Here is a 15,773-nt window from a genome sequence, read left to right as displayed (position 1 = left end):
GCAACCACGCGGGTTTACGGGCTCTAACGCAGGCCGGGGAAGCCTGTCAATGCTTGACGCCGGCCTGCGTTCCGGCCTTCTTCGAACGCGGCTTGGAGATGACCGGCGCGACGTCCTTGGCCGGCTTCACCGGCTTGATCGGCGACTCGAGCGCGAGGTCGAGCACCTCGTCGATCCACTTCACCGGCACGATCTCCATCTGCTGGGTCACCGACTTCGGCAGGTCGGTCAGGTCCTTGCGGTTCTCCTCGGGGATGATCACCGTGCGGATGCCACCACGCATGGCGGCGAGCAGTTTTTCCTTGAGGCCACCGATCGCGGTGACCCGCCCGCGCAGGGTGATCTCGCCGGTCATCGCCACGTCGGCGCGCACCGGGATCTTGGTCAGGGTCGACACCAGCGCCGTGGTCATCGCGATGCCGGCACTCGGGCCGTCCTTCGGCGTCGCGCCATCGGGCACGTGCACGTGCACGTCGTGCTTCTGCAGGAAGTCCATCGCCACGCCCAACCGCTCGGTGCGCGAGCGCACGATCGACAGCGCGGCGGAAGCCGATTCCTTCATCACGTCGCCGAGCTGGCCGGTGAGGATCAGCTGGCCCTTGCCGGGCACCAGCGTCGACTCGATCTGCAGCAGGTCACCGCCGACCTCGGTCCAGGCCAGCCCGGTCACCATGCCGATCTCGTTGTCCTCCTCGGCACGGCCGAAGTCGTAGCGACGCACGCCCAGGTACTTGTCGAGGTTGCGCGCGTTGACCGCGACGGTCTTCACCGCCTTCTTCGGCTGCGGGCCGGCCAGCGCGATCTCCTTGACCACCTTGCGGCAGATCTTGGCGATCTCGCGCTCGAGGTTGCGCACGCCGGACTCGCGCGTGTAGTAGCGCACGATGTCGCGGATCGCCGCCTCGGCGATCTTCAGCTCGGCGGGCCGGAGACCATTGGCCTTGAGCTGCTTGGGCACGAGATAGCGCATGGCGATGTTGAGCTTCTCTTCCTCGGTGTAACCCGGGATGCGGATCACCTCCATGCGGTCGAGCAGCGGGCCGGGGATGTTGAGCGAGTTGGACGTCGCCACGAACATCACCTCCGACAGGTCGAGGTCGACCTCGAGGTAATGATCGTTGAACGCGTTGTTCTGCTCCGGGTCGAGCACTTCCAGCAGCGCCGAGGACGGATCGCCCCGGAAGTCCATCGACATCTTGTCGATCTCGTCGAGCACGAACAGCGGGTTCCTGGTGCCGGCCTTGTTGAGGTTCTGCACGATGCGACCCGGCATCGAGCCCACGTAGGTACGGCGGTGCCCGCGGATCTCCGCCTCGTCGCGCACGCCACCCAGCGACATGCGCACGAACTTGCGGTTGGTGGCCTTGGCGATCGACTGCCCGAGCGAGGTCTTGCCGACGCCGGGCGGTCCGACCAGGCACAGGATCGGGCCACGCAGCTGCTTCACCCGCGCCTGCACGGCGAGGTACTCGAGGATGCGCTCCTTGACCTTCTCGAGGCCGTAGTGGTCGGCATCGAGCACGTCCTGCGCGACCTTGAGGTCCTTGCGCACCTTGCTGCGCTTCTTCCACGGCACGCCCAGCAGCCAGTCGAGGTAGTTGCGCACCACCGCGGCTTCCGCCGACATCGGCGACATCTGCTTGAGCTTGTTGAATTCGCTCTTCGCCTTGGTCTCCACCGCCTTCGGCATTCCCGCCTCGGCGATCTTGCGCGCGATCTCCTCCATGTCGTTCGGCGCGTCATCCATCTCGCCGAGCTCCTTCTGGATCGCCTTCATCTGCTCGTTGAGGTAGTACTCGCGCTGCGACTTCTCCATCTGCGACTTCACGCGGCCGCGGATGCGCTTCTCCATCTGCTGCACGTCGATCTCGCCGTCGACGAGGCCCACCAGCATCTCCAGCCGGGAACCGGTCTCGAACGTCTCCAGCAGCTTCTGCTTGTCGGCCAGGCGCACACCGAGGTGCGCGGCGATGGTGTCGCCGAGGCGCCCGGGCTCGTCGATGCCGGCCAGCGTCTGCAGCAGCTCCGGGGGCAGCTTGCGGCTGGTCTTCACGTACTGCTCGAACAGGCTCATCAGCGAGCGCGCGATTGCTTCGATCTCACGCTCCTCGCGGCCATCCTCGGGCTCGACTTCGTGGCCCTGCGCGGCAAGCGTGCCGCCGCGCTCGACCACGGCGTCCACGCGCGCGCGCGACACGCCCTCGACCAGCACCTTGATGGTGCCGTCGGGGAGCTTCAGCAGCTGCAGCACCTGCGCGACGGTGCCGACGGTGTAGAGGTCGTCGGCGGCCGGATCGTCGGTCTCGGCCGACTTCTGCGCCACCAGCAGGATCCGCTTGTCGGCTTCCATCGCCATGTCCAGCGCGCGGATCGACTTCTCGCGCCCCACGAACAGCGGGATCACCATATGCGGGAATACCACGACGTCGCGCAGCGGCAGCACCGGCAGGTCGAAGGCGGCGGTTTCGGGGGTAGCGATCATCGGGACTCCGGGAGGATCGGCCGGGCAGGATCGCCCGGCAACTGGCTTCCGTTATGGGGCTGGCGCGAGGTGCTTGCAAGCGGACGCTGCATGCCATTCCGGATGGGGTCATCCACTCCCCGGCATCCGTCGCCTGCAACGAAAATGCCCGCGCTCGAAGGGAGCGCGGGCACCGGACCGGGCCTGCCGCGGACGGGGATCTACTCCCCGGCGGCGACCTTCGGCGGCGCCGGCGGCGCCTGGTAGATCAGGTACGGCTCGGACCTGTGCTCGATCACCGACTCGTCGACCACCACCTTGCTGACGTTCTCCAGCGACGGCAGGTCGTACATGGTGTCGAGCAGCACCGATTCGACGATCGTGCGCAGCCCGCGGGCGCCGGTCTTGCGCTTGATCGCCTTGCGGGCGATCGCGGCAAGCGCATCCTCGCGGAACTCGAGCTCGACCCCCTCCATCTCGAACAGGCGCCTGAACTGCTTGGTGATGGCGTTCCTGGGCTCGGTGAGGATCTGCACCAGCGCCGGCTCGTCGAGCTCCTCGAGGGTCGCCACCACCGGCAGGCGGCCGACGAACTCCGGGATCAGGCCGAACTTGATCAGGTCCTCGGGCTCGACGTCGGCCAGCACCTTGCCGGTGTCTGCCTTGCGCTCGCTGCTCTTGACCTTGGCCGAGAAGCCGATGCCGCCGCCATCGGCGCTGCGCTGCTGGATGATCTTCTCCAGCCCCGCGAACGCGCCACCGACGATGAACAGGATGTTGCCGGTATCGACCTGCAGGAACTCCTGTTGCGGATGCTTGCGCCCGCCCTGCGGCGGCACGCTCGCCATCGTACCCTCGATAAGCTTGAGCAGCGCCTGCTGCACGCCCTCGCCGGACACGTCGCGGGTGATCGACGGGTTCTCGCTCTTGCGCGAGATCTTGTCGATCTCGTCGATGTACACGATGCCCTGCTGCGCCTTCTCGACGTCGTAGTCGCACTTCTGCAGCAGCTTCTGGATGATGTTCTCCACGTCCTCACCGACATAACCGGCTTCGGTGAGCGTGGTGGCATCGGCCATGGTGAACGGCACGTTGAGCAGGCGCGCCAGCGTTTCGGCCAGCAGCGTCTTGCCCGAACCGGTCGGCCCGACCAGCAGGATGTTGGACTTCGCCAGCTCGACGTCGTCGTTCTTCTGCCGGCTCTCGATGCGCTTGTAATGGTTGTAGACCGCGACGGCCAGCGTGCGCTTGGCGCGGTTCTGTCCGATCACGTACTGGTCCAGGACCTCGAGGATCTCCTTCGGCTTGGGCAGCGAGCTGCGTGCCGACTGGGCCTTTTCCTCGAGTTCCTCGCGGATGATGTCGTTGCAGAGTTCGACGCATTCATCGCAGATGAACACGCTCGGGCCCGCGATCAGCTTGCGGACCTCATGCTGGCTTTTCCCGCAGAACGAGCAGTACAGGATCTTGTTGCTGTCGCCGGAACGGCCCTGGGCGTCTTTGCTCATGTGCTTCGGTTTACCAGATGAAACGGTCCGCCGGAGCGGAGAGACGGACCGAGAATAGCATAGCGGCCGCGGGGCGCGTTCGCGCCTTCCGCGGGGATGGAAACGCAAGCGGCATCAGCAAGTTACCGCATGTGGCCGCGGCATCGCCGCGGCTGCGTGGCAAACGGTTCAGGACGGCTGGATCGACTCGTCGGGACGACGCTGGAGCACCTCGTCGATCATGCCGTACTCCTTCGCGCCCTCTGCGCTGAGGAAGCGGTCACGCTCCATGTCGCGCTCGATCTGCTCGATCGGCTGGCCGGTGTGGTCGGCATACAGCTGGTTGAGGCGCTGGCGCAGATAGAGGATCTCGCGTGCGTGGATTTCGATGTCGGTGGCCTGGCCCTGCGCGCCGCCGGACGGCTGGTGGATCATGACGCGCGAGTTGGGCAGTGCGTAGCGCTTGCCCTTGGCACCGGCCATCAGCAGCATGGAACCGGCACTGGCCGCCTGGCCGATGCACATGGTGCTGACGTCGGGCTTGATGAACTGCATGGTGTCGTAGATGGCCAAGCCGGCCGTGACCACGCCACCCGGCGAGTTGATGTACAGGCTGATGTCCTTCTCGGGATTCTCGGCCTCGAGGAACAGCATCTGCGCCACCACCACGTTGGCGACGTGGTCGTCGATCGGGCCGACGAGGAAGATGATCCGCTCCTTGAGCAGGCGCGAATAGATGTCGTAGGCGCGCTCGCCGCGGCTGGTCTGCTCGACCACCATCGGCACCAGGTTGAGGGCTTTGGTCACTTGGTTCACGCGCTGGAACTCCTGCTGGTGTGGCGCCCGCGCAGTGGTGCGCGGGCGTCCGTTACGTCGCATTGCTGCCCGCGGGCACGGGGCGGCCGGGTCAGGCCTGCTGCGAGATCGCGTCCTGGAAGCCGATCTTCTGCTCGGTGTGCTGGGCGCGCTCGGCGATCCAGTCGATCACCTGCTCCTCCATCACCCGGTTCTGCAGTCCCGACATCAGCTGGGGGTCGTTGCGGTACAACTCAATGACCTGCTCCGGCTCCTCGTAGGTCGAGGCGATCAGGCGCAGGGTCTCGTTCAGGCGCTTGGGGTCGAGCTGCAGCTTGTTGATGCGCGCCACCTCGCCGACCAGCAGGCCCATCAGCACGCGCTTGCGCGCCGCCTCCATGTAGCCCTGGTGGGCATCGGCCGGGACCTCGCCCACGTTGCGACCCTGGCGACGTGCCTGCTCGACGGTCTGCGCGACCATCGCACGTGCCTCGCTCTCGACCAGCTTCGGCGGCAGTTCGACGTCGGCCCAGGTCGTGGTGAGCTGCTCGCCCACCTCGCGGCGCAGCCGGTTCATCAGCGCACCCTTGAGCTCGCGCTCGAGGTTGGTGCGGATCTCGGTGCGGAAGGCCTCCTCGGTGCCGGCCTTGACGCCGAAGCTGCGGATGAACGCCGTGTCGACCTCCGGCAGCACCGGCTCGGAGACGCGCTGCACCGACAGGTGCACCTGCGCCTTCTGCCCGGCCAGCTGCGGCACGCGCCAGTCGGCCGGGAACTCGACGTCCACGGTCTTCTCGTCACCTGCCGACATGCCTTCCAGCGCGGCCTCGAGTTCCGGCAGCATGCCGCCACCACCGAGCACGGCGGTACCGTCCTCGCTGCCTTCGGCGGGCATGCGGTCCTCGCCGACCTGCGACCAGGTCTTGAGGTCGACCGCATCGCCGGACTGGGCCGGACGCGTGACCACCGTCCAGCTGCGGCGCTGCAGGCGCAGGTTCTCGATCATCCGCTCGATGTCCTCGTCGGTGACCTCGGCGGTGTGGCGCACGACGTTGAGGCGCGACATGTCGAGGTCGCCGAAGTCCGGCACCACCTCGAAGGTCGCGACGTACGCGAACTCGTCACCACCCTCGGACTGCGGCTCGATGCGCGGTTGGCCGGCAATGCGCAGTTCGTTGTCACGCACCGCCTGGTCGAAGCCCTCGCGCAGCATGCGGTCGAGCACCTCGGCGCGGACCTGCTGGCCGAAGCGCTGCTCGATGACCTTGGCCGGCACCTTGCCCGGGCGGAAACCCTTGATGCGGGTCGTGCGCGCGATCTCGCGCAGGCGCCCACCGACGTTGCTTTCAAGATTCTCTGCCGGGAGCCGGAAGGTCATCCGACGCTCGAGGTTGCCAACGGACTCGACCGAAACTTGCATATCCACTCCTGGGGTCGCGGCCGATGCCGCGAGCGATTCTCAAAGACGGTTATAGGTGGCGACCCGGGCACTGGCGCATCCGCGGATGCGGCGCCGGAGAAGCAGAACGCGATATTTTGGCGGATTCCGGGGGTGACCGCCACCAGCAGCGCACGCGCTGCCGGGTGCGGCCTGAACCCGGGGCGTGGAGCCGCACGTGCATGCCGCCGGACGGGGCCGTGTGTGCGGACGGGGGGGAGCATCCGCAGAGAGGTCCCGGGTCGCACCGGCATGCCGCTGCTGCCATTCCGGCCGCAGGCGCGCGATGGTCGCAAGGTGGCGACGCCAGCTGGATCCCGATGATGCGGATGCCCTCGCACACCTGGACGGGGCTCGGACTGCAGGGCTGGTGCGGAAGGGGGGACTCGAACCCCCACGCCTCGCGGCGTCAGAACCTAAATCTGGTGCGTCTACCAATTCCGCCACTTCCGCGCGGCGCCATTCTATCGCGCAGGCGGCGCGAGGCTGCCATCCGGCCGCGAACCACTGCCGTCCCGCCGGCCGGATGGCGCGTTCCGCGCAACGCCGGCAGGACCAGGGGTGACCTGGAGACATCCGCGCGCGCAAAGCAGAACGCCCGGCAAGCCGGGCGTCTGGGACTTCATGGTGGGCCGTCAAGGATTCGAACCTTGGACCTACTGATTAAGAGTCAGCTGCTCTACCAACTGAGCTAACGGCCCGTGAAGCGGGCGCGCAGTGTACAGGCACTGTGCGCAGTGGGCAATCGTTGTGATGCCGATTGCCGCGAAAGATGGGGTGGCTGAGGGGATTCGAACCCCCGACCACTGGAATCACAATCCAGTACTCTAACCAACTGAGCTACAGCCACCATTGAAACGCGAACCGGCCCGTCCTGGACCCGCACCCGCCACGGTGCGCTTTTCCGACCGATGCCGGGCTGGCGCGCCCGGCAGGACTCGAACCTGCAACCACCGGCTTAGAAGGCCGGTGCTCTATCCGGTTGAGCTACGGGCGCTCTGACCGAAGCGTACGTCGTGCGTTGCCGGATGGTCGGGGTAGAGGGATTCGAACCCCCGACATCCTGCTCCCAAAGCAGGCGCGCTACCAGACTGCGCTATACCCCGCCGACGTCGTACGGTTTCGACCCGTCACACCTGGGGCGCGAGGGGCGGTCATTGTCGTGAGCGCAGGCGCCGGTGTCAATTCTCCGCCGCACTTTGTTTGCACCGCGCTGCGTCCACGGCAGGGTCATGAAAGGGGCTGCTATCCTCGGCGCAGGCAATCAGACCGTACAGGGGACCACCATGCGCAGCGCCAATCCCGCCCTGAAGGAGTCGACCTTCCTCGACCTCGGCAGCGGCACCGTCGTCTCGCGCGACGGCGACACGATGACCATCAATGGCACGGTCAACAAGACCGGCTTCCTCCTGCTACTGACCGTGCTCACCGCGGCCTTCGCCTGGAGCCAGGCTGTCGGCGCCGATGGCCAGCCCGCACCCGGCTTCGGCATCTATGCCTGGGGCGGCGCGATCGGCGGTTTCGTCATCGCCATGGTCACCATTTTCAAGAAGACCTGGGCACCGGTGACGGCCCCGCTCTACGCGCTGGTGGAGGGCTTCTTCCTCGGCGCGATCTCGGCGCTGTTCAATGCCTACTACGAAGGCATCGTGATGCAGGCGGTGCTGCTGACCTTCGGCACCCTGTTCGCGATGCTGTTCGCCTACCGCAGCGGGCTGGTGCGCGCCACCGAGAACTTCAAGCTCGGCGTGGTCGCCGCCACCGGCGGCATCGCGATAGTGTACCTGGCGACGATCGTGCTGGGCTTCTTCGGCATCCAGATCCCGATGATCCACGAGTCGGGCATCGTCGGTATCGGCTTCAGCCTGTTCGTGGTGGTGATCGCGGCGCTGAACCTGGTGCTGGACTTCGACTTCATCGAAACCGGCGCCGAGCAGGGCGCGCCGAAATACATGGAGTGGTACGGCGCGTTCGGCCTGATGGTGACGCTGGTGTGGCTGTACGTGGAATTCCTGCGCCTGCTGGCGAAGCTGCAGGGTCGCGACTGACCCTCTGCCGCCGGGAATGGAAAGGGCGCTGCGGCGCCCTTTTTCATGCCCGCACGGTGGGTGCGGCGCTGCAGCCCATCAACCGCGCGGCTGCCCCGCCCGCTGCGGCGCGCGTTCCCGGCGTGATGGCCACAGGATGAAACCCAGGGCCACCGCCGCGAGGATCCAGCAGTAGTACACGCTGCCGGCCAGGGCGAGTGGCGAGACCGCCGCAAGCGACGCCGCCAGCAGGATCTGCGCGCCGTACGGGATCACTCCCTGTGCCACGCAGGCGAAGATGTCGAGCACGCTCGCCGAGCGCCGCGGGCTGATGCCGTGGCGCACGGCGATGTCGCGCGCCACGCTGCCACTGACCAGGATCGCGACGGTGTTGTTGGCGGTGAACACGTCGGCGGTGGCCGACAGCGCCGCGATGCTGAGTTCACCGGTGCGCTTGCCGCGATGCCCGCGGGCGAAGCGCGCGATCGCCCGCGCCAACCACTCCAGCCCGCCGCCCGCCTGCATCAGCGCGCCGAGGCCGCCGATCAGCAGTGACAGCAGCAGGATCTCCGTCATCCCCTCGAAGCCGATCCACACATCCCCGGCCAGTTGCACCAGGTCGTAGCCGTCGCCCAGCGCGATGCCGAAGCCCCCGGCCAGGACCAGGCCGATGCCGAGCACCAGCAGCACGTCGAGTCCGCACAGCGCCAGCACCAGCACCAGCACATAGGGCAGCGCCAGCCAGGGCGACGCCCCCTCGATGGACTGCACCGGTGCCGATTCGCCCAGCACCAGCAGCAACGCGATGGTCGCCAGCGCCGCCGGCAGCGCGATCCTGAAGTTCTCGCGGAACTTGTCGCGCATCTGCGCACCCTGGGTGCGGGTGGAGGCGATGGTGGTGTCGGAGATGATCGACAGGTTGTCGCCGCACATCGCACCGCCGATCACCGTACCGACCACCAGCGCGCGGTCGAGGCCGGCGGCATCCGCCACGCCGATCGCGATCGGCACCACCGCCGCGATCGTGCCCATCGAGGTGCCGATGGCCAGCGAGATGAAGGCGGCAAGCACGAACAGCCCGGGCAGCAGCAGCGCCGCCGGCAGCGCGCCGATGCCCAGCGCCACCACCGCATCGACCGCCCCGATCGCGCTCGAGACATGGGCGAATGCGCCGGCAAGCAGGAAGATCAGGCACATCAGCACGATGTTGGGATCGCCCATGCCACGCAGCAGGATCGCGGCCGGCCGCTGGCCCGCGCGCCAGGCAAGCCATGCGGCCAGGGCCAGGGCGGGCAGGATCGCGACCGGCGCGCGCAGCTGGTAGAAGCCCATCGCTTCGCCCTGCGCGGTGAAGTACAGCCCCGCCCCGAAGAACAACGCGAGGAACAGCAGCAGCGGGCTCAAGGCCAGCGCGCTGGGCTGGACGGGCGCCTCGGGGGCGTCCTGCACGGTTGGCGTCATGGCGGGGGCTGCGTGGGCAATCGGCGATTCTGCGTGGTCGCCGCGGCCACGTCATGCATACGGCCGGGATACTCGATGCCGCAAACAGGACGCCCACCCCGGTCGTGCGGGGTGGGCGTCGGATCAGCGATGTCGCGCGGGTCGGTCACCGGGTGCCGATCCTGCACCCTCTCCGTGCGACGGCGGCGTGGCGACACGCGCCACAGCGCGCCCGTCCCACCGCCGCGCAGGCGCAGCGGCGGGTGGCTCAGAGCCGACCGGCAATCGCCCGGGCAAACGCCATGGTATTGCCGCTGCCGCCGAGGTCGGGGGTCAGCGAATCGCCGGCGGCGAGCGTGGCGACGATGGCATTGCGAAGGCGCGTGGCCTCCTCCGGCTTGCCGAGGTGGTCGAGCATCTGCGCCGCGCCCAGCAGCAGCGCGCAGGGGTTGGCCTTGCCCTGCCCGGCGATGTCCGGCGCGGTGCCGTGCACCGCCTCGAAGATCGCCGCTTCGGCACCGATGTTGGCGCCCGGCGCCAGGCCGAGGCCGCCGACCAGACCGGCGCAGAGGTCGGAAATGATGTCGCCGAACAGGTTGGTGGTCACGATGATGTCGAACTGCTCGGGGCGCATCACCAGCTGCATGCAGCAGTTGTCCACGATCATCTCGTTGGCCTCGATGTCGGGATATTCCGCCGCCACCTCGCGGGCAACCTTCAGGAACAGGCCCGAGGTGCTCTTGAGGATGTTGGCCTTGTGGACGATCGTGACCTTCCTGCGGCCGGTCTTGCGCGCCAGCTCGAAGGCGTAGCGCACGATGCGGTCCGAGCCCTTGCGGGTGATGCGGGTGATCGACACCGCGGTCTCGCCATCGGCCGACACTTCCTGGCCTTCGCTGATGTACGAGCCTTCGGTGTTCTCGCGGATGGTGATCAGGTCGACGCCGTCGGTGAAGCGCGAGCGGGTGTTCGGGAACGAGGTTGCCGGGCGCACGTTGGCGTAGAGGTCGAACTTGCGCCGCAGCTCGACGTTGATCGAGCTGAAGCCACCGCCGACCGGGGTGGCCAGCGGGCTCTTGAGCGCGATGCGGTTGCGCTGGATGGACTCGAGCGTGGCGGCCGGCAGCAGTTCGCCGTGCTTTTCCAGCGCGACGAGGCCGGCATCGGCGTCTTCATAGCGCAGGCCGAGGCTCATCGCGTCGAGGACGTGGAGCGTGGCATCCATGATCTCCGGGCCGATACCGTCGCCGCGGATGACCGTGATCGTCTGGGTCATGTGGGGGATTTCCATGCAAGCGGGCGCTGCGCGGACGCGGCGCCGGGGACTGAAGTAAGCGCGTCATTATGCCATGCCGGCCCGTATGGCCCGGCCGGCGCGCCATTGCGCGGGCCAATGGCGGCAACACGCCCGGGCAGGTCACCGGGCGCGGGCTGCCGCGGAACCGATCCGCCTCAGCCGTGGTCGTGGGCGGCCGGGGATGTGGCGTCGCCCTGTTCCAGCTGATCGAGGAAGTCGACCGCGCGGCGCAGGTGCGGGATCACGATCGAGCCGCCGACCACCAGCCCGACCGAGAACGTCTCGAACATCTCGTCGCGCGTCACGCCGGCTTCCCGGCACTGCGCCACGTGGTAGCTGATGCAGTCGTCGCAGCGCAGGACCAGCGAGGCCACCAGCCCCAGCAGTTCCTTGGTCTTCACGTCGAGCGCGCCGGCCTGGTAGGTCTGGGTGTCGAGCGCGAAGAACCGCCGCACCACCTGGTTGGGCTCGGCGAGGATGCGCTCGTTCATGCGCTTGCGGAACGCGGTGAAGGCCGCGATGCGGTCTGCCTCGTCGCCACCTGCGCTCACGACGCGTCACCGGCCAGCAGCGGCTCCAGCTTGCCGGCACGGTGCAGCGCCATCATGTCGTCGTAGCCGCCGACATGGGTCTGGCCGATGAAGATCTGCGGCACGCTGGTGCGGCGCGTGGTCTCCACCATGCGCTGGCGCGCATCCGCATCCAGGTCGATGCGGACTTCCGTCCACTCGAGCCCCTTGCTCTTGAGAAAGGTCTTGGCGGCCACGCAGTAACCGCACATCGCGCTGGTGTAGAGGGTGATCTCGGGCGAACTCACATCGAAGCTCCGGAAACTTGCAGGCGCAAGGATGGTCACAGTGTGTGCGCGGCCCACCGGCTTTTCCAGCGCGGACCCGGTGCGGGCAACCGCATTGCCGGCCCGATTAACCGCGGATTCACCCCCGCCGCGCACCCTCCCTCCAAGCCCGGAAGCGCCGGTTACGATGCCCCGCATGCGCAATGTCCTGACTGCCGCCCTCCTCGTCCTTGGTCTTTCCGTCTCCCACGGCGCCGCGCAGGAGCGCCTGCCGGATATCGGGTCGTCCGCCGGCACGGTGCTGAGCCCGGCGCAGCAGGCCGAGTACGGACAGATGCTGCTGGCGCAGCTGCGCCACTACGACATGGTGCTCGAGGATCCGCTGGTCAACGACTGGCTGCGCGGCACCGGCGCACGGCTGGCCTCGGCCAGCGATCAGCCGCAACAGTCGTTCACCTTCTTCGTGATGCGCGACCGCTCGGTCAACGCATTCGCCACCCTGGGCGGGCATATCGGCCTCAACGTGGGGCTGGTGCTGGCCGCGCAGACGGAAGACGAAGTGGCGGCGGTGCTCGCCCACGAGGTCGCCCACGTCACCCAGAACCACGTGCTGCGTGGCGCGGAACGTGCGCAGCGCGACAGCGTGCCGATCCTGCTGGCGATGCTGGGTGCGATCGCCGTCGCCGCGGGCTCCGACAGCGACAGCTCCGGCGAGGCGGCGATGGCGGCACTGGCGGGTGCGCAGGGCTGGGCGATCCAGCGCCAGATCGACTACACCCGCTCCAACGAGTCCGAGGCCGACCGCCTGGGCATCCGCACGCTGGCGCGCGCCGGCTACGACGTTTCCGGCATGGCCAGCATGTTCGAACGCATGCAGGCGATGTCACGCACCAACCAGGGCGGCGACCGCGAACGCCTGCCCGACTACCTGCGCACCCACCCGGTCACCACCACCCGCATCAGCGAAGCCCGCCAGCGCGCGGAGCAGATCGCACGCGAGTCCGGGGCGATCGTCGGCACCGCGACCACGCCGGAGGGCAGGCGCACCGAACGCATCATTGCCGGCAGCCCGCTCGGCAACGTCGGCACCGGCACCCGCAACCCGCTGCTGCCGGCCTCGCTCAGGCTTCCCGCGGGCGCCGCGGCCCCGGGCGGTGGCGACCCGGTGGTGTTCGGCTGGACGCGCGAGCGCATGCGCGTGCTCAGCGCGGAAACCCCTGCCGCGGCGATCCGCGAGTACGAGGCGATGCGCCGCAACGGGCTCCTGGCCGACGACCAGCGTTACGGCCTCGCATTGGCGCGGCTGCTCAGCGGCGACTACGCGGTGGCGGCCACGCGCTTCGCGGAACTCCTCGAGGAATATCCCGGCGACCTCTGGCTGGGGGTCTCGCTGGCCGAGGCCGAGGTGCGCTCCGGGCGCGTGGTCGAAGGCGACCGCCGCTTCGACGCCCTGCTCGAACGCATGCCCAACCACCGCGCCACGGTGCTGACCTATGCCGGGCTGCTCGCCGAGCGCAACACCCCCGCCGCCGGCCGGCGCGCGCAGGAGCTGCTGCGCCCGTTGCTGCGCAGCGCCGCCGACGACCCGACCTTCCAGCGCACCTTCGCCCGCGTCAGCGAGATCGCCGGCGACCCGGTGCGCGCCGGCGAGGCCCATGCGGAAGCCGCATTCCTCGGTGGCCGCGCCGAGCAGGCACTGGTGCAGCTCAACACGCTGAAGAAGCGCGACGACCTCGACTACTACGCGCGCGCCCGTATCGATGCGCGCATCGCCGCCATCACCCCCACCGTGCTGGAACTGCGCCGCCAGGGCGTGCGCGACGAGGATCTGCGCCGCCGCTGACCCATGACGATGTCATGCCGGTGTCATGAATCTGTCGTCTAATGCGGTAAATCCGGCCGGGACCCCACCGTGCAGAAACGCATCCTGATCGTCGACGACGAACCCGCCATCCGCGACATGGTGGCCTTCGCCCTGCGCAAGGGCGAGTTCGAACCGGCCCATGCGGGCGACGCCCGCGAGGCGCAGAGCGCCATCGCCGACCGCGTGCCCGACCTGATCCTGCTGGACTGGATGCTGCCGGGCACCAGCGGGCTGGAACTCGCCCGCCGCTGGCGCCGCGAGGAGCTCACCCGCGAGGTGCCGATCATCATGCTCACCGCCCGTGGCGAGGAGAACGACCGTGTCGGCGGGCTGGAAGCCGGCGTCGACGACTACGTGGTCAAGCCGTTCTCCGCCCGCGAGCTGCTGGCACGTATCCGCGCGGTGATGCGCCGCTCGCGCGATGACGACGAGGACGGCAGCGTGCAGATCGGCAATCTGCGCATCGACGGCGCCGCCCACCGGGTGTTCGCCGGCGACGTGCCGGTCACCATCGGCCCGACCGAATACCGCCTGCTGCACTTCTTCATGACCCATGCCGAGCGCGTGTACTCGCGCGCGCAGCTGCTCGACCATGTCTGGGGCGGCAGCGTATACGTCGAGGAACGCACGGTGGACGTGCATATCCGCCGCCTGCGCAAGACGCTGGAACCGTTCGAACTCGACGGCATGGTGCAGACCGTGCGCGGTGCCGGCTACCGTTTCTCGGCATCGATGTGATCGCGACCGTGCCCGCCGCACCATCCCCGCGTCCGCACTGAGCGCATGCCACCGCGACTCGCCGCCGGCTGGGGCCGTACGCTGGGCCGCCAGGGACTGGTCCTTGCGACCGCCCTGGCCATCGGCCTGCTGGCAGGCCACCCCTGGGCCGCGCTGGCGCTGGCCGCACTCGGCATCGCGGCCTGGCAGCAGCTGCGCCTGCGTCGCCTGCTGCTGCGCCTGCAGTCGCGGCGGCACCTGCCCGCCGCGCAGGGCGCCGGGGCGTGGAACGAACTCGACCGCCTGCTGCACCAGTACCAGGATGACACCCGCAACCGCAAACGCCGGCTGGTGGAGATTCTGCGTGCCTACCGGGCCGCCGCGGCGGCGCTGCCCGACGCGGTGGTGGTGCTGGACCGCAACAGCCAGCGCGTGCAGTGGTTCAACGAGGCCGCAACCGGGCTGCTGGGCCTGCAGTACCCGGGCGACCTCGAGGCGCCGGTCGGCGAGCGCCTGCAACCGCTGCCCATCGCCCACTGGCTGGCCAGCGGCCGTCATGCCGAGCCGCTGCTGGATGCGCCCTCGCCCACGGATGCCGACGTCCGCCTGAGCCTGCGGCTGATCCCCTACTCGGAGAACCTGTGGCTGCTGGTGGCGCGCGACGTCAGCAAGCTGATGCGGCTCGAGCAGGTACGCCGCGACTTCGTCGCCAACGTGTCGCACGAGCTGCGCACGCCGTTGACGGTGATCCACGGCTATCTCGACATGCTCGAACCCGACGAACAGCCCGACTGGGCGCCGATCCTGGCCGAGATGCGCGCGCAGTCGCAGCGCATGACCCAGCTGGTGGAAGACCTGTTGACCCTGTCACGGCTCGAGGCGCAGGACACCGTGTCCGACGAGAACGTGCCGATGGAATCGCTGCTGGCCACCCTGCGCCGCGAGGCAGAGGCGCTGGGCAAGGGCCGCCACGCGATCCATGTCGAGAACCGCGCCGGCGTCGACCTGTGGGGGTCGATCAAGGAACTGCACAGCGCGTTCTCGAATCTCGTCTCCAACGCGGTGCGCTATACCCCGGCCGGCGGCCGCATCGACATCGAACTTTCCCGCAGCGAGGACGGCGGTGCCGTGCTGTCGGTACGCGACAGCGGCTATGGCATCCCCGCCGCGCACCTGCCGCGGCTCACCGAGCGCTTCTACCGGGTGTCCACCAGCCGCTCGCGCGAACTTGGCGGCACCGGCCTCGGGCTTGCCATCGTCAAGCACGTGCTGCAGCTGCACCAGGCACGGCTGGAGGTGCAGAGCGAGGTCGGGCGCGGCAGCGTCTTCGCCTGCCATTTCCCCCCTGACCGCGTACATTCGTCGCGAGATCCCTTCAACGATGGAGCCCCGCGTGAACAAGCGCGCATCCCGGCCGACCGCGCACGCTGAGCGCCGGAGCATCGTGCGCG

12 protein-coding genes and 5 tRNA genes are annotated in these 15,773 nt (G+C 68.5%); 4 read left to right on the top strand and 13 right to left on the bottom strand.

The window, feature by feature from the left end:
* Positions 1–46 precede the first annotated feature (46 nt).
* The 9 genes from lon to LDO11_RS04155 form a co-directional block, all read right to left on the bottom strand.
* Entirely contained in the window at positions 47–2,482 is a 2,436-nt protein-coding gene (gene lon, locus LDO11_RS04195) for an endopeptidase La (protein ID WP_232140467.1), read from the bottom strand.
* A 200-nt stretch (positions 2,483–2,682) separates the two neighbouring features.
* The gene (clpX, locus tag LDO11_RS04190) at positions 2,683–3,969 is read right to left on the bottom strand and encodes an ATP-dependent Clp protease ATP-binding subunit ClpX (RefSeq protein ID WP_129136396.1); all 1,287 of its coding nucleotides are present in this window, start codon (positions 3,967–3,969) and stop codon (positions 2,683–2,685) included.
* Positions 3,970–4,137: 168 nt separating this feature from the next.
* On the bottom strand, positions 4,138–4,764 hold the full coding sequence (gene clpP / locus LDO11_RS04185) for an ATP-dependent Clp endopeptidase proteolytic subunit ClpP (RefSeq protein ID WP_129136397.1): 627 nt from the start codon (positions 4,762–4,764) through the stop codon (positions 4,138–4,140).
* A 91-nt stretch (positions 4,765–4,855) separates the two neighbouring features.
* Positions 4,856–6,163 (bottom strand): trigger factor, encoded by a 1,308-nt coding sequence (gene tig, locus LDO11_RS04180; protein WP_232140466.1) that lies wholly within the window; start codon positions 6,161–6,163, stop codon positions 4,856–4,858.
* Between the two features lie 386 nt (positions 6,164–6,549).
* A tRNA-Leu gene (locus LDO11_RS04175) sits at positions 6,550–6,634 on the bottom strand.
* A gap of 172 nt (positions 6,635–6,806) precedes the next feature.
* Positions 6,807–6,882 (bottom strand) — tRNA-Lys (locus LDO11_RS04170).
* Between the two features lie 72 nt (positions 6,883–6,954).
* Positions 6,955–7,031 (bottom strand) — tRNA-His (locus tag LDO11_RS04165).
* Positions 7,032–7,101: 70 nt separating this feature from the next.
* Positions 7,102–7,178: transfer RNA gene (locus LDO11_RS04160), tRNA-Arg, on the bottom strand.
* Between the two features lie 32 nt (positions 7,179–7,210).
* Positions 7,211–7,287, bottom strand: a tRNA-Pro gene (locus LDO11_RS04155).
* Positions 7,288–7,467: 180 nt separating this feature from the next.
* Here LDO11_RS04155 and LDO11_RS04150 point away from each other — a divergent pair.
* Positions 7,468–8,229, top strand: a complete 762-nt coding sequence (locus LDO11_RS04150; RefSeq protein ID WP_232140666.1) for a Bax inhibitor-1/YccA family protein — start codon at positions 7,468–7,470, stop codon at positions 8,227–8,229.
* A 78-nt stretch (positions 8,230–8,307) separates the two neighbouring features.
* Here LDO11_RS04150 and LDO11_RS04145 read toward each other — a convergent pair whose 3' ends face one another.
* From LDO11_RS04145 to grxC, 4 genes are all read right to left on the bottom strand, one after another.
* The gene (locus LDO11_RS04145) at positions 8,308–9,669 is read right to left on the bottom strand and encodes a Na+/H+ antiporter NhaC family protein (protein WP_232140465.1); all 1,362 of its coding nucleotides are present in this window, start codon (positions 9,667–9,669) and stop codon (positions 8,308–8,310) included.
* Between the two features lie 247 nt (positions 9,670–9,916).
* A complete protein-coding gene (locus LDO11_RS04140) occupies positions 9,917–10,924 on the bottom strand; it encodes an isocitrate dehydrogenase (protein ID WP_232140464.1) in 1,008 nt (335 codons plus the stop codon).
* A gap of 176 nt (positions 10,925–11,100) precedes the next feature.
* Complete coding sequence (locus LDO11_RS04135; protein WP_232140665.1) at positions 11,101–11,436, bottom strand: carboxymuconolactone decarboxylase family protein; 336 nt, start codon at positions 11,434–11,436, stop codon at positions 11,101–11,103.
* A gap of 56 nt (positions 11,437–11,492) precedes the next feature.
* Positions 11,493–11,795 carry a glutaredoxin 3 gene (gene grxC, locus LDO11_RS04130; RefSeq protein ID WP_435574608.1) on the bottom strand — a complete coding sequence of 101 codons (303 nt, stop codon included), beginning with the start codon at positions 11,793–11,795 and terminating at the stop codon, positions 11,493–11,495.
* 142 nt (positions 11,796–11,937) lie between these two features.
* Between grxC and LDO11_RS04125 the strand changes: the two genes are divergently transcribed.
* The 3 genes from LDO11_RS04125 (at position 11,938) to phoR (ending at position 15,753) form a co-directional block, all read left to right on the top strand.
* A complete protein-coding gene (locus LDO11_RS04125) occupies positions 11,938–13,584 on the top strand; it encodes a M48 family metalloprotease (protein WP_232140463.1) in 1,647 nt (548 codons plus the stop codon).
* A gap of 69 nt (positions 13,585–13,653) precedes the next feature.
* On the top strand, positions 13,654–14,343 hold the full coding sequence (phoB, locus tag LDO11_RS04120) for a phosphate regulon transcriptional regulator PhoB (RefSeq protein WP_232140462.1): 690 nt from the start codon (positions 13,654–13,656) through the stop codon (positions 14,341–14,343).
* Positions 14,344–14,388: 45 nt separating this feature from the next.
* Complete coding sequence (phoR, locus tag LDO11_RS04115) at positions 14,389–15,753, top strand: phosphate regulon sensor histidine kinase PhoR (protein WP_232140461.1); 1,365 nt, start codon at positions 14,389–14,391, stop codon at positions 15,751–15,753.
* The last annotated feature ends 20 nt before the right edge of the window (positions 15,754–15,773 follow it).

This window comes from Alterluteimonas muca, from assembly GCF_021191595.1.
Taxonomy (GTDB): Bacteria; Pseudomonadota; Gammaproteobacteria; order Xanthomonadales; family Xanthomonadaceae; genus Luteimonas; species Luteimonas muca.
Note: the sequence above shows the minus strand (reverse complement) of the source record. Positions and strands in the feature narration are given on the sequence as shown.